The sequence below is a fragment of the Allosalinactinospora lopnorensis genome, assembly GCF_000981225.1.
In the GTDB taxonomy this organism is placed as follows: domain Bacteria; phylum Actinomycetota; class Actinomycetes; order Streptosporangiales; family Streptosporangiaceae; genus Allosalinactinospora; species Allosalinactinospora lopnorensis.
Genome location: NZ_LAJC01000057.1, coordinates 21,616 through 39,903, shown reverse-complemented (window position 1 = coordinate 39,903; position 18,288 = coordinate 21,616). Strand labels below are relative to the sequence as shown.

General features: G+C 71.4%; 15 protein-coding genes and 1 pseudogene. 9 read left to right on the top strand and 7 right to left on the bottom strand.

The window, feature by feature from the left end; translation table 11 throughout:
- Window positions 1-518, bottom strand: a 518-nt coding sequence (locus VS93_RS27180; protein ID WP_052745860.1) for a hypothetical protein, incomplete at its 3' end; no start/stop codon positions are given.
- 202 nt (window positions 519-720) lie between these two features.
- Between VS93_RS27180 and VS93_RS19175 the strand changes: the two are divergent.
- The 3 genes and pseudogenes from VS93_RS19175 to VS93_RS19165 all read left to right on the top strand — a co-directional run bounded on the left by VS93_RS19175 (window position 721) and on the right by VS93_RS19165 (window position 5,208).
- A pseudogene (locus VS93_RS19175) lies at window positions 721-3,094 on the top strand (phosphoketolase family protein).
- 28 nt (window positions 3,095-3,122) lie between these two features.
- Entirely contained in the window at window positions 3,123-4,214 is a 1,092-nt protein-coding gene (locus tag VS93_RS19170) for an acetate/propionate family kinase (protein WP_046471282.1), read from the top strand.
- Between the two features lie 406 nt (window positions 4,215-4,620).
- Entirely contained in the window at window positions 4,621-5,208 is a 588-nt protein-coding gene (locus VS93_RS19165; protein WP_394298834.1) for a PadR family transcriptional regulator, read from the top strand.
- Here the strand turns inward: VS93_RS19165 and VS93_RS19160 are convergent.
- Entirely contained in the window at window positions 5,205-7,154 is a 1,950-nt protein-coding gene (locus tag VS93_RS19160; RefSeq protein WP_046471280.1) for an acyl-CoA dehydrogenase family protein, read from the bottom strand. The two genes, VS93_RS19165 and VS93_RS19160, sit on opposite strands and share 4 nt — an antisense overlap.
- Before the next feature lie 154 nt (window positions 7,155-7,308).
- Here VS93_RS19160 and VS93_RS19155 point away from each other — a divergent pair, with 154 nt between their 5' ends.
- From VS93_RS19155 to dapB, 6 genes are all read left to right on the top strand, one after another.
- A complete protein-coding gene (locus VS93_RS19155) occupies window positions 7,309-7,806 on the top strand; it encodes a GNAT family N-acetyltransferase (protein WP_046471279.1) in 498 nt (165 codons plus the stop codon).
- A gap of 133 nt (window positions 7,807-7,939) precedes the next feature.
- Window positions 7,940-9,148 carry an ergothioneine biosynthesis glutamate--cysteine ligase EgtA gene (gene egtA / locus VS93_RS19150; RefSeq protein ID WP_046471278.1) on the top strand — a complete coding sequence of 403 codons (1,209 nt, stop codon included), beginning with the start codon at window positions 7,940-7,942 and terminating at the stop codon, window positions 9,146-9,148.
- On the top strand, window positions 9,145-10,536 hold the full coding sequence (gene egtB, locus VS93_RS19145) for an ergothioneine biosynthesis protein EgtB (RefSeq protein WP_082127019.1): 1,392 nt from the start codon (window positions 9,145-9,147) through the stop codon (window positions 10,534-10,536). The genes egtA and egtB overlap by 4 nt, the downstream gene beginning before the upstream one ends.
- Window positions 10,536-11,375, top strand: a complete 840-nt coding sequence (locus tag VS93_RS19140; protein WP_046471277.1) for a class II glutamine amidotransferase — start codon at window positions 10,536-10,538, stop codon at window positions 11,373-11,375. Before egtB ends, VS93_RS19140 begins: the two co-directional genes overlap by 1 nt.
- 15 nt (window positions 11,376-11,390) lie before the next feature.
- Window positions 11,391-12,371: an L-histidine N(alpha)-methyltransferase gene (gene egtD, locus VS93_RS19135; protein WP_046471276.1), complete on the top strand. Its 981-nt coding sequence runs from the start codon at window positions 11,391-11,393 to the stop codon at window positions 12,369-12,371.
- A gap of 60 nt (window positions 12,372-12,431) precedes the next feature.
- Complete coding sequence (gene dapB, locus VS93_RS19130) at window positions 12,432-13,175, top strand: 4-hydroxy-tetrahydrodipicolinate reductase (RefSeq protein WP_201776680.1); 744 nt, start codon at window positions 12,432-12,434, stop codon at window positions 13,173-13,175.
- A gap of 131 nt (window positions 13,176-13,306) precedes the next feature.
- On the opposite strand, the gene VS93_RS19125 is transcribed toward dapB, so the two are convergent.
- The 5 genes from VS93_RS19125 to VS93_RS19105 form a co-directional block, all read right to left on the bottom strand.
- On the bottom strand, window positions 13,307-14,053 hold the full coding sequence (locus tag VS93_RS19125) for an MIP/aquaporin family protein (protein ID WP_046471275.1): 747 nt from the start codon (window positions 14,051-14,053) through the stop codon (window positions 13,307-13,309).
- 254 nt (window positions 14,054-14,307) lie between these two features.
- Window positions 14,308-15,804: a glycerol kinase GlpK gene (glpK, locus tag VS93_RS19120; protein ID WP_046471274.1), complete on the bottom strand. Its 1,497-nt coding sequence runs from the start codon at window positions 15,802-15,804 to the stop codon at window positions 14,308-14,310.
- 227 nt (window positions 15,805-16,031) lie between these two features.
- Window positions 16,032-16,802, bottom strand: coding sequence for an IclR family transcriptional regulator (locus VS93_RS19115; RefSeq protein WP_046471273.1), 771 nt, complete (start codon window positions 16,800-16,802; stop codon window positions 16,032-16,034).
- Between the two features lie 169 nt (window positions 16,803-16,971).
- Window positions 16,972-17,205, bottom strand: coding sequence for an OmpA family protein (locus tag VS93_RS19110; protein ID WP_082127017.1), 234 nt, complete (start codon window positions 17,203-17,205; stop codon window positions 16,972-16,974).
- A gap of 113 nt (window positions 17,206-17,318) precedes the next feature.
- Window positions 17,319-18,191, bottom strand: coding sequence for a 1,4-dihydroxy-2-naphthoate polyprenyltransferase (locus tag VS93_RS19105; RefSeq protein ID WP_046471272.1), 873 nt, complete (start codon window positions 18,189-18,191; stop codon window positions 17,319-17,321).
- Window positions 18,192-18,288 lie beyond the last annotated feature (97 nt).

Sequence of the window (18,288 nt, the reverse complement as noted above, 5' to 3'; positions counted from 1 at the left end):
TTGCCCGGCATCATCGGCGGCTGGGGCTGCGGCTCGGGCACCAGCGTGTAGGCGGTCACCGCTCCCGCGAGGAAGATGACGCCGGCGATGATGGTGGCCGTGGCCACCCAGCGCGCCCATGGGCGGGTGGACTTGTTGGCGAGCAGCAGACTCACCACCGCCAGGGCGACGGCGATCAGGGCGACCGCCCCGTCGCCCGCGATGATCCCGGCGAACACGCCCTCCTGGCTCTGCCCGACCAGGCTCGGCAGGAGCTCGGTCAGCCGGACGCCGAAGAACACGGCCGAGAGCGCCAGAAGTCCGGCGATACTGAACGTCTCCGCGGAGACGATCCCGCCCGCTGGTGCCGGTCCGGCGGACGGCGCCTCCTGCCACTCCTCGGCCTCGCCGGAGGCGCGGTCGGCGTCCTGCTCCGCGGCGTCCGGGGTGTCGTGCGGGGCCGGTTCTTCCAGGACCGGCGCTTCGTCCCGCTGCGACGTCGTTGTCTGGTGGTCGTTGTTCTCTGGGCTCGTACTCATTGCGGCCAACCTACCTGCCCTGGTGTGAAGAGGCGGTCAAGCAAGGCAGCCGCTACCCGTGTGGCCTGCGCCTACACAAGGTTTCAATGACGGCGGGCACACATGGCGCGGAAGTGACCTTCGGCCTCCCATAGTGAGGCGCTGATCCGGGTAGTGGTGCGATCGGTCCATCCACCGTCCATGCGCGAAACCAGGGGGAAGCATGACGGCGACGGAAGCGCGTCCCGGAGCCTCGCTCGACAGTGGGGAACTCGACCGGATCGATCTGTACTGGCGGGCGGCCAACTACCTCTCGGTCGGCCAGATCTTCCTGCTCGACAACCCTTTGCTCCGGGAACCGCTGCGAGTCGAGCACATCAAACCGAGGCTGCTCGGGCACTGGGGGACGGTGCCGGGGCTCAACTTCGTCTACACGCACCTGTCCTACCAGGCCAAAAGCCGCGGAACCGAGATGATGTGGGTCGTCGGCCCCGGGCACGGCGGCCGGGATCGGTGGCCACCGCATGGCTCGACGGCAGCTACACCGGCATCTATCCCAACGTCACACGCGACACCGAGGGGATGCGCAAGCTGTTCCGGCAGTTCTCCTTTCCCGGCGGGGTTCCCAGCCATATCGCGCCGGAGGTCCCGGGCTCCATCCACGAAGGGGGAGAGCTCGGCTACTCCCTCGCCCACGCCCACGGCGCGGCCTTCGACAACCCTGACCTCGTCGTGGCCGCCGTCATCGGCGACGGGGAGGCGGAGACCGGCCCTCTGGCCGGAAGCTGGCCGTCGCACAGGTTCACCAACCCCGCGCGGGACGGTGCCGTGCTGCCGATCCTGCACCTCAACGGGTACAAGATCGCCAATCCGACCCTCCTAGCGCGCATACCCGAGTCGGACCTCCTCGCGCTCATGGAGGCAACGGCTACCGGCCCTACGTGGTCTCCGGCGACGAGCCCGAGGCGATGCACCAGGCGATGGCCGGCGCCCTCGGCGCGGCACTCGACGACATCGCGGCCGTCCAGCGGCGCGCCCGGGAGGGCGGTACCGCGGAGAACGCCCGTTGGCCGATGATCGTACTCCGCACTCCCAAGGGGTGGACCGGGCCGGCGGAGGTGGACGGCCTGCCGGTCGAGGGGACGTGGCGGTCGCACCAGATCCCCCTTCCCCGGGTCCACGACGACCCGGAGCACCGGAGGATGCTGGAGTCGTGGATGCGCTCCTACCGGCCCCAGGAACTCTTCGACTCCGACGGAGCCCCGCTGCCGGAGGTCACCGCGCCCCTTCCGGCACCCGAGCGCCGGATCAGCGCCAGCCCGCACGCCAACGGCGGGCTGCTGCTCAAGGACCTGAGCCTGCCGGACGTCCGGAACCACGCGGTGGAGGTGCCCGAACCCGGGAAGACGCGCCACCAGGCCACGAAGGTTCTTGGCGGGTACATCGGCGACGTGATCCGGGCCAACCCGCGCAGTTTCCGGATGATGGGGCCCGACGAGACCACCTCCAACAAGCTGGACGCCGTTTTCGAGGTGAGCGGCCGCGCCTGGGACGCGGAGCTCCTGCCGACCGACGAGCACCTCTCCCGCGACGGGCGGGTCATGGAGGTGCTGAGCGAACACCTGTGCCAGGGCTGGCTGGAGGGCTACCTGCTGACCGGCAGGCACGGGCTGTTCAACAGCTACGAGGCGTTCGTGCACATCGTGGACTCGATGTTCAACCAGCACGCCAAATGGCTCAAGGTCGCCCGGGAGCTGCCGTGGCGGCGCCCCATCGCCTCCCTCAACTACCTGCTCAGCTCGCACGTGTGGCAGCAGGACCACAACGGGTTCACCCACCAGGACCCCGGTTTCCTGGACCACGTCATGAACAAGAAACCGGGGATCATCCGGGTCTACCTGCCGCCCGACACCAACTCCGCGCTCGTGACCACCGACCGGTGCCTGCGCATGCGCGACACCATCAATGTGGTCGTCGCGGGCAAGCAGCCCGCGCTCAGCTACCTGAGCATGGAGGAGGCGGTCGCGCACTGCACCCGCGGAGCGAGCATCTGGGAGTGGGCCAGCACGGACGCCGGCTTCGAACCCGACGTGGTGCTGGCCTGCGCGGGCGACGCCCCGACCCGGGAGACGCTCGCCGCGGCCGGGCTCATCCGGGAGCACCTGCCCGAGCTGAAGGTGCGGGTGGTCAACGTGGTCGACCTGATGCGGCTGCTGCCCGCCGAGGTGCACCCGCACGGGATGACCGAGCGCCAGTACGACGCGCTGTTCACGGTGGACAAGCCGGTGATCTTCGCGTTCCACGGTTACCCGTGGCTGATCCACCGGCTCACCTACCGGCGCAACGGCCACGACAACCTCCATGTGCGCGGTTACAAGGAGGAGGGGACGACGACCACGCCGTTCGACATGCTCATGCTGAACGACCTCGACCGTTTCCACCTGGTCATGGACGTGATCGACCGGCTGCCCGGCCTCGGGGTCAGGGCCGCGCACCTGCGCCAGCGGATGCAGGACGAGCGGTTGCGCTGCCGCACCCACACCCGCGAGTACGGCGAGGACGCGCCGGACATCCGCGACTGGACGTGGAGCGGCTGACCCCCGGCCCCGTGAGGAGGTCCCCGCCATGCGGGTGCTGGTCGTGAACACCGGGTCGAGCAGTGTGAAGCTCCGCCTGCTCGGCCCTGATGACGAGCTCCTGTGCCGGGAGGATCCGCCGCTCGACGAGGGGGCCGTCTCCGAGGAGAAGCTGGCCGCCGCGGTGGAGGGGTTCTCCGGGGTCGACGCCGTCGGCCACCGGGTCGTACACGGCGGCGGCGAGTTCAGCGGTGCCGCCGTGCTCGACGACGGCACCGTGGAGCGGTTGCGCGGTCTCACCGGCCTCGCCCCGCTGCACCAGCCCAAGGCGCTGTCCGGGATCGACGCCATGCGGCGGGTCCTGCCCGAGACGCCCCAGGCCGCGTGCTTCGACACGGCGTTCCACGTGAACCTCCCGCCCGAGGCCGCCACGTATGCGATCCCGCGCGAATGGCGGGAGAGGTACCCGCTGCGCCGCTACGGGTTCCATGGCATCTCGCACGCCTACGCGGTTCGGCGTGCCGCGGAGATGCTCGGCGGGGACCCGGGGCGGCTGGTCACCGCCCACCTGGGCGCGGGAGCGTCCCTGGCGGCCGTCCGCAGGGGCCGGTGCGTCGACACCACCATGGGGTTCACCCCTCTTGAGGGGCTGGTCATGAACTCCCGCAGCGGCGACGTCGATCCGGGACTGGTGCTGTGGCTGCTGCGCGATGCCGGGTTCGGCGCGGAGGAGGTCGCCGAGGGGTTGGAGCGGCACGGCGGTCTCGCCGGGCTGACCGGGACCTCCGACATGCGCGACGTTGTCAGGCGGGCGGAGGGCGGCGACGCCGACTGCGTCCTGGGCCTCGACGTGTACCTGCACCGGCTGCGCGCGAAGATCGCCGCGATGGCCGCCGCGCTGGGCGGGATCGACACCCTCGTGTTCACCGGCGGGGTCGGCGAGAACCAGCCGGTGGTCCGCGCGGGCGCCGCCGAGCGGCTCGGCTTCCTCGGCGTCGGGCTCGATCCCGAAGCCAACGACGCGGCCAGGGCCGACGCCGACATCACCGGGCCGGCCGCCTTCGTCCGCACCCTCGTCATCACGTCCAGGGAGGACATCAAGATCGCCCGCGACGTGCGGGCGAGGCTCGGCGGGCGCTGATCGCGCCGGCTGCTCTCGTCCGCGCGCCGGCCCTGGACGCACTCCGCAGCAGCGCACGGCCGGACCGGCTCGGCCCCCGATCGGTGCGGAGCAGCCGGCGACGACTGGCTATTGCAGCCGATATGGTTTAGATATATCGTTAACCTATCTCGATAGAGATGACTACGAATCCGACGTATCGGAGGCAGGTCGAATGTCAGCGTCACACGCGATGCCGTGGACCTGGGGCGCGGGGCCCTGGGCGCCATGGGGGAATCAGCGCGAACGGCAGAGCGGCGAGGAGCACGGGCAGACCTCGGCCGGAGCGGAGAACGAGGGCTCCCGGCGCGGCCGGAGGGGGCGGAGCGGGCGGTGCGGGCCACCGTGGATGGCGATGAGCGGAGGCCACCGAGGAGCAGGGTCCCCGATGCCGCCCTGGTTCTGGGGCGGCGGGCCGCCGTTCGGTCCGGGCGGCCACCCGTTCGAGTTCCTTTTCGGCCGGCACCACCGGCACCACGGGCGGGGCGGGCCCAGGGGGCGCCGGGGGGACATCCGCACCGGCATCCTGCTGCTGCTCGCCGAGGGGCCGCGCAGCGGCTACGAGATCATACGCGACGGCCGGGAGCGCAGCGGCGGCGCGTGGCGGCCCAGCTCCGGATCGGTGTACCCGATGCTCCAGCAACTCCAGGACGAGGGCCTGGTGCGCCCCGCGGAGACCGCGGGCGAGGGGCGCCGGCGCCCCTTCGAGCTGACCGAGGAGGGCCGCGCCTACGTCGAGGAGCACGCCGACGGGCTCACGCCGCCGTGGGAGGCCGAGGAGGCCGAGGAGCCGCTCTCCGGGGTCCGCGACCTCACCCTCCAGGTGCTCACCGCCGTGGTGCAGGTGGCCCAGGCCGGCACGCCCGACCAGGTAGAGAGGGCCGAGCGCGTCCTCGCCGACACCCGCCGCTCCCTGTACCGGCTGCTGGCCGAGGACGGCCACGACGAGGACGGGACAGGGGAGGAGACACCCTAGGCGCCGCGCCGCTGCTCCTGCCGGGCCGCCTCGGCGCCCAGGGCGATCGGGGCGGTCAGCCACTCGTCGGGCAGGCCGAACGCGTCGACGAGGGCGACGGCGTGCGGGCGCAGTGTCGCGCACAGCGTGTTCACGGCCTCCGTCACGGCTTTCGCCCGGGAGGGGGTCAGGCGCTCGTGCTCCAGGAACCAGGCGCGGTCCTCCTCCACGAGCGAGAGCACGTAGAGGTCGCACAGTCGGTCCAGCACGGCGCGGGTCTCCACGTCCGCGCACCGGTCGATGGCCGCGACGAACGCCTCCAGGACAACACGGTCGACGTGCGCCCGCCCGGCCTTGAGCACGTGGTCCTGGGCGTTGTTGAACGCGTCGAACGCGGCGTCCTCGGAGCCCGCGCGGCGCAGCCGCCGCGCCAGCCCTTCGATGATGTGCTTCTCGCGGTCCTCCAGCAGCCTGAGCTGCCAGCCCCGGCTGTAGAGGTCGGCGTCTTCGCTGCGCCCCGGTGCGGCGTCGACCAGGCGTTCGATCAGCGACCGCGCCGCGGTCCGCTCGATCACGGCGCCGAGGAACTGCCCGGTGACGAAGCGGGCCGTCCCCAGGAGGTCCAGGCTGCCGAACGCGTCCCGGTAATGGGTGAGCAGCCCTTTGGCGACGAGCTGCAGCAGGACGGTGTTGTCGCCTTCGAACGTGGTGAAGACGTCCGTGTCGGCCTTCAGCTGGGGGAGCCGGTTCTCCGCGAGGTAACCGGCGCCGCCGCACGCCTCGCGGCAGACCTGGATGGTCTGGGTGGCGTGCCAGGTGGCGACGGCCTTCACACCCGCGGCGCGGGCCTCCAGTTCGCGCTGCTCGTGTTCGTCGGGGGATTCTCCGGTCGAACCGTCGTGCAGCGCGCCGACCAGTTCCTCCTGGGCGAAATGCAGGGCGTAGCTCCTGGCCAGCGCGGGTATCAGCCGGCGCTGGTGCGCGCGGTAGTCCAGCAGCACGACCTCCTCGCCGGTTCCGGGACGCTCGAACTGGCGCCGGGTGTCCGCGTAGCGGATCGCGATGGCCAGCGCCGCCTTCGTCGCGTTGCCCGCACCGCCCGCGACACTGATCCGCCCGCGCACCAGTGTGCCGAGCATCGTGAAGAAGCGCCGGTCCCGGTTCTCGATGGGACTGGAGTAGCCGCCGTCGGGCGCGACATCGCCGTACCGGTTGAGCAGGGCGTTCCTGGGCACTCGCACGTTGTCGAACCGGATCCGTCCATTGTCGACTCCGTTGAGGCCGGATTTGAGTCCGCAGTCCTCGATGCGCACGCCGGGGACGGGACTCCCTTCGGCGTCGCGGATCGGGACCAGCAGCGCGTGCACACCGTGGTTCTGCTCCTTGCTGATGAGCTGGGCGAACACCACGGCCATGAGGCCGTCGCGGGCCGCGTTGCCGATGTAGTCCTTGCGGGCGTCCTCGTCCGGAGTGTGCACCACGAACTCTTCGGAGGCGGGGTCGTAGCGCGCCGTCGTGCGCAGCCGCTGCACGTCCGATCCGTGTCCCGTCTCGGTCATCGCGAAGCAGCCGGGCAGGTCGAGCGCGATGATGCGCGGCAGGTACCGGGTGTGGTGCTCCTCGGTTCCCAGCGCCTGGACCGCCCCGCCGAACAACCCCCATTGCACGCCGACCTTGACCATCAGCGACAGGTCGCACACCAGCATTTCGAACGTGGCGACCGAGGCTCCCACGTCGTCGGCGCCCCCGTACTCGGAGGAGAACCCGTAGCCGGGCAGCTCGGTCGCGGAGAGGGCCTTCAACTGCTTGCCGACCCGTTCCCGGTGCTCCTCCACACCGAGTCCCGCGACGGGGGCGAACAGCTCACCGCGCAACCGCTCCCGGAGCATCCGGCGGACGTGCGCCCACCGTCCGTCCAGCAGGTCACGCAGCGTCTCCTCGCTGGGCCGGGCGTTCGGTCCGGTCATCGTCGCCCCCTATGGCGGCAGTGGCTGGCACACCTTCCTCCCACTTTCTTATCCGCGAACGGAAAAAGGGGAAAGTTGTCTTCCGAGTCGGGAAGAACCGTAATGAACGAACACCCGTGAAACAGGGCACAGGCAACACGGGAAAGGGAGTCTCATGGCGGCCGACGCTGACCAGATCGACGTCCGGAACGTGCGTTCCTCCGATGTCGCGGCGATTGTGGAGCTCGTGATCAAGGACGAGAGGGCGGGTTCTGCGGACCCCTCCCCGGCGGACACCCATACCCGGGACCAGCAGCGCACCCGCGTGCAGGGCATGGTCGGCGACCCCGCCGCCGTCTCCCTCGTCGCGACCCGGGGCGACCAGGTGGTCGGGTACCTGTTCTCGGCGGTCGCCCCGGCCCCGCCGGAACCGGTGGCGCCTTCGGCCCCGGCCGGACCGGTCGGGTACGTGACCGATTTCGCCGTGCTCACCCGCGGCGAGTGGTGGGAGGTCGGGACCGCCCTTCTGGCCCGTGCCCGGGATCGGCTGCGGGAACTGGGGGCAGAACGGGTCCTCGTGACCCTCGACGCCCCCGATCCGGTGAAACGGGCCTTCCTCTGGCGGTCCGGGCTGACGCTGGGGGCGGAACGGTACGAGACACCCCTGGTGTGACGCGTATCACTGGTGCGCTGGCCCGGTGTCGCCCGGGGGCCAGGGGCCTTCGCGTGATGAGGGCCGGGCCGGATGTTCGAACCCGCGCCGTTGCGGGCAATGGTAGTGAGTACGTCTGCCAGGGGAGCGATCAATGGCGTACCTCACCGAATCCGACGTCCACGACTACGTCAACGGCATCTGTTTCAAGACCGGCCCTCCCGGACGCGTCGGAGTCGAGACCGAATGGCTCGTCACCGACCGGCACCGCCCGAACCTACCCGTCCCTCTGAACCGGCTCTCCGCTCTCGTCGACGAGGCGGGACCGCCGCCCAACGGCAGCGTCGTCACCTTCGAACCCGGGGGGCAGCTTGAGCTCAGCTCACCGCCCCTTCCGGGACCCGCCTCCGCCTACTCGGCACTCGCCACCGATCTGGCCCACATCGAGAAGCACCTGAACGACGCGGGACTCCGCCTCGATGGCCGCGGCCTCGATCCGCACCGCACTCCGGTCCGGCAGCTCAGCCTGCCCCGCTACGCCGCGATGGAACGCTATTTCGACGCCGGAGGCGGCCCCAGCGGCAGGGCCATGATGTGCAGCACCGCCTCACTGCAGATCTGCCTGGACATCGGAGCCGACCGCGCGGACGTCGGGCGCCGCTGGCGGCTGGTGCACCGCCTCGGGCCGGTGCTCCTCGCCGCGTTCGCGAACTCGCCCCTGTGGCGGGGGCGGCCGACCGGCTGGCGCTCCACACGGTGGGCGGTCTGGGCCGCGATCGACTCCTCCCGCACCCGTCCCGCCGCCGCCGAGGATCCGGTCACCGCCTGGACCCGCTACGCGCTCGCCGCCCGGCTCATGGCCGTGCCCCGCGCCGACGGGCCGTGGATCGTCAACCCCGGCCTGGCCTTCGGCGCCTGGCTGGCCGGCGGGCACACCCCGCGTCTGACACCCGGCGACCTCGAATACCACCTGAGCACACTGTTCCCGCCGGTGCGCCCCCGCGGCTGGCTGGAGCTGCGGATGATCGACGCGCCGGCCGGACCGTGGTGGCCGGTCCCCCTTGCCGTCGCCGCCGCACTCGTCGACGACCCCGCCGCCGCACAGGCCGCCACCGCCGCGACCGACCGGCTGTGCGGCGGCACCGGACCAGGGCGCGGACTCTGGCTCACCGCGGCCCGGGACGCGCTCACCGACCCCGCCCTCGCCGCCTGCGCCCGCGCGTGCTTCGCCGCGGCGAGCGAGGCCCTGGCGGGAATGGGAGCCGCGCGCCTCGTCCCCATGGTCGACGCCTACCGCGAACGCTTCGTGGAACAGGGCCGCTGCCCCGCTGATGAGGAACTGGCCTACGGAGGAGTCCGATGAACGAGCACCCGACCGGAGACCCCGGGCGGCACCGCACGGCGGACGAGGGCCGCGAGCCCGCCCCGGCCGCCGAGGACACCGGCCGGCTGCGCGAACGCATCGCCGCCGAACTCGGCCGCGTCAGGGAACGCAGCCTCGGACTCACCGTCGAGACCCTCGACGAGGCCGAGCTGGTCGCCCAGCACTCACCCCTGATGTCCCCACTGGTCTGGGACCTCGCGCACGTCGGCAACTACGAGGAGCAGTGGCTGGTGCGGGCCGCGGCGGGCCAGGAGGCGCTGCGTCCCGACATCGACGTCCTCTACGACGCCTTCGAGAACCCGCGCGCCGACCGCGTCAACCTGCCGCTGCTCACACCGGACGAGGCCCGGGAGTACAACGACCGGGTCCGCGCCCGGGTGCTGGACTCCCTGGATCGGGCCCCCATGGAGTCCGGCCCGGCACTGCTGGAGAGCGGATTCGTCTACCACATGGTCATCCAGCACGAACACCAGCACGACGAGACGATGCTGGCCACCCACCAGCTCCGGCGCGGGGACCCGGTGCTCCCCGGCCTCGCCGCGCCCGCGCCGCGCGCCGAGGCACCACCCGGTCCGGCGGAGATCCTCATCGAGGCCGGACCGTTCATGATGGGGACCACAGCCGACCCGTGGGCCTACGACAATGAGCGGCCCGCCCACACCGTCGACCTGCCCGCCTTCTGGATCGACACCCGCGCCGTCAGCAACGCCGCCCACATGGACTTCATCGCCGACGGCGGCTACGACGACCCGCGCTGGTGGAGCGAACAGGGATGGGCCTGGCGCACCCGCTCGGGCAAGCGCGCCCCGGCCTTCTGGCACCGCGACGCGGGCCGGTGGTGGCGCCGCCGGTTCGGCCGGGTGGAACCGGTGCCGCCGGAGGAACCGGTACAGCACGTCTGCCACCACGAGGCCGAGGCGCACGCCCGGTGGGCCGGCAAGCGGCTGCCCACCGAAGCCGAATGGGAGAAGGCCGCGCGCCACGACCCGGCCACCGGGCTCTCGCGCCGGTTCCCCTGGGGAACGCAGGAACCCGGACCGCGGCACGCCAACCTCGGCCAGCGCCTGCTGCGCCCGGCCCCCGCGGGCTCCTTCCCCGGCGGGGACTCGCCCACCGGGGTCCGGCAGATGCTCGGCGACGTCTGGGAGTGGACCTCGACCGTGTTCGCCGGCTACCCGGGCTTTCGCGCGTTCCCCTACCCGGAGTACTCGGAGGTGTTCTTCGACCAGGGGTACCGGGTACTGCGCGGCGGCTCCTGGGCCACCCACCCCACGTCGGTGCGGGCCACCTTCCGCAACTGGGACCACCCCGTACGCAGGCAGATCTTCAGCGGCTTCCGCTGCGCCCGCGACGCCGGGGAGGTCTGATGTGCCGCCACCTCGGCTACCTCGGCCCGCCGGCCGCCCTGTACGAACTGCTCTACGGCCCGCCCCACTCGCTGCACACGCAGTCCTACGCTCCACGGGAGCAGAGCCACGGAACGGTCAACGCCGACGGGTTCGGGGTGGGGTGGTTCGCCCACCCGTCACCCGCCACCACCCTCAGCGGAGACGCTGCGCGTCGTGGTGCCCCGCCGTCACCCGCCACCACCCTCAGCGGAGACGCCGCGCCTCCCGAGGCCTCCGAGCGCCCCACCCCGCTGCGGTACCGCCGGGCCATGCCCATCTGGGCCGACGCGTCCTTCGCCGACGCCGCCCGGGCGATCCGGTCGACCTGCGTGGTCGCCGCCGTCCGGGACGCCACACCCGGTTTCGGCATGGACGAGTCCTGCGCGCAGCCCTTCCGCGGCGACACCTGGCTCTTCAGCCACAACGGTGCCGCCGCGAACGACGAGGCGCTCGCCGAGCGCCTGGGCCAGCCCCCGCCCTCCGGGGTGCTCGACGCGCGCACGCCGGTCGACTCGGCCCCGCTGTTCGCGCACGCCATGCGGCTGTGGCGGAAGGGCGAGGAACTGGGGGAGGCGCTGGCGGCGGTGGTCCGCGAGGCCCGGTCCTGCTCACCGGGCCGCTACAACCTGCTCGCCGCCGATGGTGAGCGGCTGGCAGGCACCGCCGTCGGCGACACCCTCTACACGCTCGCGGGCCGGAACGGGGGCGTGTACCTCGCCTCCGAACCCTTCGACGACGACCCCGCCTGGCGGCGGGTGCCCGAAGGCTCACTGGTGATCGCCGACCACAGCGGCGTCACGGTCACCGCGATCGCCTAGCCGACGAGGAGAGCCATGCTGCGGATCGAACGCCACCTCACCACCGATGACCTCGACAAGACCCTGCGCCGCGACGTCCATGACGGGCTGAGCGCGCACCCCAAGTCACTGCCGCCCAAGTGGTTCTACGACGAACGGGGCAGCGCCCTGTTCGAGGAGATCACCCGGCTGCCGGAGTACTACCCGACCCGCACCGAGCGCGCCATCCTGCTCCGGTACGCCTCCGGCATCGGACGCGCGACCGCCGCCGACACCCTCGTGGAGCTCGGGTCGGGCTCGGGGGAGAAGACCCGCCTGCTGCTGGACGCCCTGCGCACCGCGGGGACGCTGCGCCGGTTCGTCCCCGTGGACGTCAGCGGCGACTTCCTGGAGGAGGCCGCCGGTCTCGTCGCCGCCGAGTACCCCGGCCTGGACGTCCGCGCCGAGGTCGCCGACTTCGAACGCCACCTGCACCTGCTGCCCGCGGGCGGGCGGCGGCTGGTGGCGATCCTCGGCTCCACCATCGGCAACCAGCCGCCGCGGCGCCGCGTGGCGTTCCTGAGCGACCTGCGCAGCACACTGACCGAAGAGGACGCGCTCCTCCTCGGTGTGGACCTGGTGAAGGACCCCGGGCGGCTCGTCGCCGCCTACGATGACGCGTGCGGCGTGACCGCCGAGTTCAACCGGAACGTCCTGCACGTCATCAACCGGGAGCTGGACGCCGACTTCGCCCCCGAGGCCTTCGAACACGTCGCCGTCTGGGACGAACGGGCCGAGTGGATCGAGATGCGGCTGCGCGCGAAGGCGCCGCAGCGGGTGCGCGTCCGCGCCCTCGACCTCACCGCCGGGTTCGCGGAGGGGGAGGAGATGCGCACCGAGATCTCCGCGAAGTTCCGCCGTCCGACCGTCGAGGCCGAGCTCGGCCGGGCCGGGTTCTCGCTCGCGCACTGGTGGACCGATCCGGCCGGCGACTTCGCGCTCCTGGTGGCCCGCCCCCGCGTCCCGGGCCCCGGGTGACCCCCGTGCTGTCCGGCGGTCTCCACGCAGGTGGAGGCCTGGCGAGATAGGGTGAACCGCGTGATCAAAGTAGGAGTGTTCGGCGCCCGCGGGCGCATGGGATCCGAAGTCGTCAAGGCGGTCCAAGGGGCCTCCGACACCGAGCTGGTGGCCGGTGTCGACGAGGGTGACGAGCGGGAGAAGGTGCGCGGCGCCGACGTCGTCGTGGACTTCACCCACCCCGAAGCGGTGATGGGCAACCTCCGCTGGCTCGTCGCCAACGGAATCCACGCCGTGGTCGGCACCACCGGGTTCGACGAGGTGAAACTGGCCGAGCTCCGCGACCTGCTGGCCGAGCACCCGGGCGTCCGGGTGCTGATCGCCCCGAACTTCGGGATCGCGGCCGTGCTGATGATGCACTTCGCCGCCAAGGCCGCGCCGTACTTCGAGTCCGCCGAGATCGTGGAGCTGCACCACCCGAACAAGGCCGACGCGCCCAGCGGTACCGCGCACCGCACCGCCGAACTGGTGGCCGGCGCGCGTGAGCTCAGCGGAGCGGAGCCCATGCCGGACGCGACGACGTCGGAGATACCGGGAGCCCGCGGCGCCGATGTCTCCGGTGTCCGGGTGCACGCACTGCGCATCACCGGGCTCATCGCGCACCAGGAGGTCGTGTTCGGCACGCACGGCGAGACTCTGAAGATCCGGCACGACTCGATGAGCCGCGAATCGTTCATGCCGGGAGTACTGCTCGGCGTGCGGCGCGTCGCCGAGCTACCCGAACAGCTCACACTGGGTCTGGAGCCGCTGCTCGACCTGGACTGACGGACCGGTTCCGGACGGCTCCCGCGCCCGGCGCGGGAAAAGGACGGAGCCCCGGCCGGTGGGAGTGGGCCGGGGCTCCGAAACCCCGGTCGCGCCACCGGGGAGTCACGGGGTGGGAAGAGGGCGCCTGGTCAGACCCCGAAGAGTCCGTTGAAGGACAGCGCCGCCAGGACACCGCCGACCGGAGGAGCCACCACCGGGATCCACGCGTAGCTCCAGTCCGAGCCGCCCTTGCCCGGGATCGGCAGCACGGCGTGCGCGATACGCGGACCGAGGTCACGCGCCGGGTTGATCGCGTACCCCGTCGGGCCGCCCAGCGAGAGGCCGATCGCCAGCACCAGCAGGCCGACGAGCAGCGGCGCGAACCCGGTGGAGAACAGCGCGGAGAGGTCCACGCCGCCCGTGTTCATCATGCCCGCGTTGGCGTTGATGCCCAGGATCCCGAAGACGAGCATGAAGGTCCCGATGACCTCGGTGACGAAGTTGGCCGGTTTGTTGCGGATACCGGGCGCGGTGCTGAAGACACCGAGCTTGGCGTCGGCGTCGTCGGTGACCTTCCAGTGCGGCAGGTAGGCCAGGTACACCAGTACGGCGCCGAAGAAGGCGCCGGCCACCTGCGCGGCGATGTAGCCGGGCACCATCGCCCAGGGGAACTGGCCGATCGAGGCCAGGGCGAGGGTCACGGCCGGGTTGATGTGCGCTCCACTGAACTGGCCGACGACGTAGACCGCCATGGCGACGGCCATACCCCAGCCGAACGTGATGACGATCCAGCCGCCGTTTTGCGCCTTGGACTTGTTGAGCAGGACGCCGGCGACGACACCGCCGCCGAGCAGGATGAGAATGGCCGTACCAACGAATTCGGCCAGGTATTCCATGGGGACCTCCGCATGACGGATGGGTCCGGGACAGGGGCGTCCCGGGGGATGGATGAAGAGGGCAGGAGAGCGGACCGCCGCGGGAGCGGCGGCACCGTTGCGGGTACAGAGGTGAAGAGGGGTGCGCCCCGGCCCGCGGTGGCTTGGCGCGCACGGTCACACGGGGTGGGGAGTACACCTCGTGTCGGCGGCGGAGTCCCGCGGCGGAGTCGGGGCGGGGCGCACCGGGATGCGGCCCTCGGGCGGCTGCGGCGTCAGGCGCTTTCGCGCTCGACCCAGCCGAGCGTCCGCTGCACCGCCTTCTGCCAGTTGTGGTACTCGCGGGAGCGGACCTCGGGGTCCATCTTCGGCGACCATTCCGCGGCCTTGTGCCACTTGGCGCGCAGGGTGTCCATGTCGGGCCAGTAGCCCACGGCGAGACCGGCGGCGTAGGCGGCGCCCAGGCAGGTGGTCTCGGCGACCATGGGCCGCACGACCTCGACGTCGAGCACGTCGGCGAGGATCTGCATCAGCAGGTTGTCCGCCGTCATGCCTCCGTCGACCTTGAGGCTGGCCAGTTCGACGCCGGAGTCCTGGCGCATGGCGTCGACGACCTCGCGGGTCTGCCAGGCGGTCGCCTCCAGCACGGCCCGGGCGATGTGCCCCTTGGTGACGTAGCCGGTCAGTCCGGTCATGACGCCGCGGGCGTCGCTCCGCCAGTGCGGGGCGAACAGGCCGGAGAACGCGGGAACGATGTAGCAGCCGCCGTTGTCCTCCACCCCGCGCGCCAGTGTCTCGATCTCCGGGGCGCTGGAGATCAGCCCGAGGTTGTCGCGGATCCACTGGACCAGGGAACCGGTGACCGCGATGGCGCCTTCGAGCGCGTAGACCGCGGGCTGTTCGCCGATCTTGTAGCCGAGCGTGGTGAGCAGGCCGTTCGACGACATCACCGGGTCGGTCCCGGTGTTGAGGACGAGGAAGGTCCCGGTGCCGTAGGTGCCCTTGACCTCGCCGGGGTCGAAGCAGGTCTGGCCGAAGAGGGCGGCGTGCTGGTCGCCCAGCGCCGACGCCACGGGGACCCCGGCGAGGAAGTCGGTGGCCTCACCGTAGACCTCGGCGGAGGAGGTGATCTCCGGGAGCATCCCGGCGGGGATGCCCATCGCGTCCAGGATGAACGGGTCCCAGTCCAGCGTGCGCAGGTTCATCAGCATCGTGCGGCTGGCGTTGGTCACGTCCGTGACGTGCCGGCCGGTGAGCTTCCAGATGAGCCAGGTGTCCATGGTGCCGAACAGCACCTCGCCCCGATCGGCCCGGTCGCGCAGCCCTGGGATCTCGTCGAGGAGCCAGCGCAGTTTGGGGCCGGAGAAGTAGGTGGCGAGCGGGAGGCCGCAGCGCTCGCGAAACCTCTCCTGGCCGACGACGCCGGCGAGGTCGTGGATCAGGTCGTCGGTGCGGGTGTCCTGCCACACGATCGCGTTGTGGACCGGCTCGCCGGTCTCGCGGTCCCACACGACCGTGGTCTCGCGCTGGTTGGTGATGCCGATGGCGGCGAGCTGGTCGCGCGTGATGGCCCCCTTCTCCAGGGCCTCCTCGACGACCGACTTGACGTTGTCCCAGATCTCGGCGGCGTCGTGTTCGACCCAGCCCGGCTGGGGGAAGATCTGGCGGTGTTCCCGCTGACCGACCGAGACGATCCGGCCGTCGTAGTCGAAGATGATGCACCTGCTCGATGTGGTGCCCTGGTCGATCGCGGCTACGTACTGCGTGGTCATCCGAATGCTCGCCTCCGGCGGAAGAAGGAAGATGGGCTCCCCCTGTGCGGTCCCGATCAAGAGGCCACGTTGGGGATATTTCGCATGTTGTACGACAATGTAGTACGCGTAAAGAGAGTGTGATCCAGCTCTCCCGCTTCTGTCAAGCGAGGGGGAGATGGTCGGACGAGCGGATGTGTTCGGGCGGCGTGCGGACCACGCTGCGGACGTTTCGGCGTTCGCGCTGGTTACCAGGGGTGCGCGCCGAGCTCCCGGGAGATCGAGCGGGCCGCGTCGCGCACGTAGGACACCTGGTCCATGCGCAGTCCGCGGTCGTCGCAGAGCCGCTCCACCGCGCCGGAGAGCCCGATGGCGCCAACGGTGGTGCCGCGGCGGTCGCGAATCGGCGCGGCTATGGCGACCTCGCCTTCGACGAGCTCCTCCATCTCCGCCGCCCAGCCGTTGCCGCGGACGTTCTCCAGCTCGTCCATGAGCTTGGCGAACGAGGTGAGCGTGTGCTGGGTGTAGCCGGGCAGTTCCGTCTCGGGCTCCGGTTCCTCCGGAACCGCAAGAGGGTCGAAGGCCATGAGTGTCTTGCCCAGCGCCGAGGCGTGCAGGGGGAGGAGCGTCCCCACCTCCAGGGTCTGCCGGCTGTCGTCCGGGCGGAACACGTGGTGCACCACCAGCACCTGCTCCTCGTGCAGCGTCCCGATGCGCACACTCTCCCCACTGCGCGAGGCCAGGGAGTCGGCCCAGTTCAGCGCGCGGGTGCGGAGCTCGTTGCCATCCAGGTAGCGCGTGCCCAGGCGGAGGACGCCCCCGCCGAGCTGGTACTGGCCGGTCGTGTCGTCCTGCTCGACGAATCCCACGTGCTGCAGAGTGCGCAGAATCCCGAGCACCGTCCCCTTGGGGAGGTCCAGGGAGCGGGAGATCTCCGCGAGGCTCAGCCCGCGCGCGCCGCCGGCCAGCAGCCGGAGGATGGCGGCGGCGCGCTCGATCGACTGGATCCTGCCAGGCATGTGATTCCATCACTCCCTAATACGACAATGTCACACGACGATCTTACTCGTCGTGTGACATGGACTACGCCGGAGTCTGGCACAAACCGTAGGAACACCGGCTGCGCACGGGGAGAGGGTAAGGAAAGGGAAGGCGGTACGCGGCCGGTGCGGCCGTGGGAAGGGCGGGTCAGCGGGGGAAGCGGACCTCCCCCCGGCGGTTCTTCTCCCGCCCTTCGGGGTTGTCCTCGCCGTCGATCTCGTTCGGCGCGACCGGGTTCGCCGAACCGTGCCCTTCGACCGCGAACGTGATGTCGGCGGTGCCGACCAGCCCGCTCAGCTCCTCCTCCACGGCTCTGGCCCGCTCCTCCGACAGCGGCTGGTTGTGGGAGTCGGCCCCCTTGCTGTCGGTGTAGCCGTCGATCTCGACGGGGGCCGTACGTTACTCCCCGGAAGGGGTGGAATCGGCCACGGAGCAGGGACCGGACGTGGCCGGAACGGGGTGGAACCGCGGTCCTCCGAGGGGGTCGCGCCCGGTCAGCCCAGGGCCAGCCCCGCGGTGAAGAGCAGGCCGAAGGCTAGCTGCAGCTTCCCGGTCTCCCCAAGGCCGAGAACCAGCTCCCGGCCGGTCTGGCCGCCGGCGACACGGCGGACGGGCCGGCCCGCCAGCGGCGCGGCCAGGAGGACGATCGGCACCCAATGGCTCGCCGGGGTCGTCGCCAGCGCTACCGCGAACGCGGCCAGTACGCACCCCAGGTACAGCCGACGGGCGGCCGGCTCACCGAGGCGGACAGCGAGGGTGATCTTCCCGGTCGCGGAGTCGGTGGGGATGTCCCGCAGGTTGTTGATCACCAGTACCGAGCACGACAGCAGGCCGACCGGGACAGCCGCGACCCAGGTCTGCCACGGAACCCAGCCCGCCTGGACGAAGGTCGTGCCGACCACCGCCACCAGGCCGAAGAACACGAACACCGACACCTCGCCCAGACCCCGGTACCCGTACGGGCGCCTGCCCCCGGTGTAGAACCACCCGGCCGCGATCGCCGCCGCACCCACCAGCAGCAGCCACCACGAGGACGTGGCCACCAGGACCAGCCCCGCCACCGCGGCCACGGCGAAGCAGGCCCAGGCCGCCGCCAGCACCCGGCGCGGTGCGGCCAGCCGCGCGGCCGTCAACCGGGTCGGCCCGACCCGGTCCTCGGTGTCGGTCCCGCGGACGCCGTCGCTGTAGTCGTTGGCGTAGTTGACACCGACCTGCAGTGCCAGCGCGACGACCATCGCCAGGAGGGCCTTCCACCACACCGCTGCGCCGGCGCCGATGGCGGCCCCGGTGCCGACCGCCACCGGGACGATCGAGTTCGGCAACGTGCGCGGGCGCGCCCCCGCGACCCACTGGGTGACCGTGGCCACGCGTCGGCCTCTTTTCTTCCTCGCCCGGTCGGACCGCGCGGGTGCGGACAGCCCTGGACCGGTATCGGTGTCCGGTATGCGCTTCAACGTTAGCGCC

Bases quoted from the DNA above. Each gene is read 5' to 3' on its own strand.
- VS93_RS19165 (WP_394298834.1), top strand. From the start codon at position 4,621: ATGCCGCCCTGGTTCTGGGGCGGCGGGCCGCCGTTCGGTCCGGGCGGC.
- egtD (WP_046471276.1), top strand. From the start codon at position 11,391: ATGCTGCGGATCGAACGCCACCTCACCACCGATGACCTCGACAAGACC.
- VS93_RS19170 (WP_046471282.1), top strand. From the start codon at position 3,123: ATGCGGGTGCTGGTCGTGAACACCGGGTCGAGCAGTGTGAAGCTCCGC.
- egtB (WP_082127019.1), top strand. From the start codon at position 9,145: ATGAACGAGCACCCGACCGGAGACCCCGGGCGGCACCGCACGGCGGAC.
- VS93_RS19155 (WP_046471279.1), top strand. From the start codon at position 7,309: ATGGCGGCCGACGCTGACCAGATCGACGTCCGGAACGTGCGTTCCTCC.
- VS93_RS19160 (WP_046471280.1), bottom strand. From the start codon at position 7,154: ATGACCGGACCGAACGCCCGGCCCAGCGAGGAGACGCTGCGTGACCTG.
- glpK (WP_046471274.1), bottom strand. From the start codon at position 15,804: ATGACCACGCAGTACGTAGCCGCGATCGACCAGGGCACCACATCGAGC.
- egtA (WP_046471278.1), top strand. From the start codon at position 7,940: ATGGCGTACCTCACCGAATCCGACGTCCACGACTACGTCAACGGCATC.
- VS93_RS19125 (WP_046471275.1), bottom strand. From the start codon at position 14,053: ATGGAATACCTGGCCGAATTCGTTGGTACGGCCATTCTCATCCTGCTC.
- VS93_RS19115 (WP_046471273.1), bottom strand. From the start codon at position 16,802: ATGCCTGGCAGGATCCAGTCGATCGAGCGCGCCGCCGCCATCCTCCGG.
- VS93_RS19140 (WP_046471277.1), top strand. From the start codon at position 10,536: ATGTGCCGCCACCTCGGCTACCTCGGCCCGCCGGCCGCCCTGTACGAA.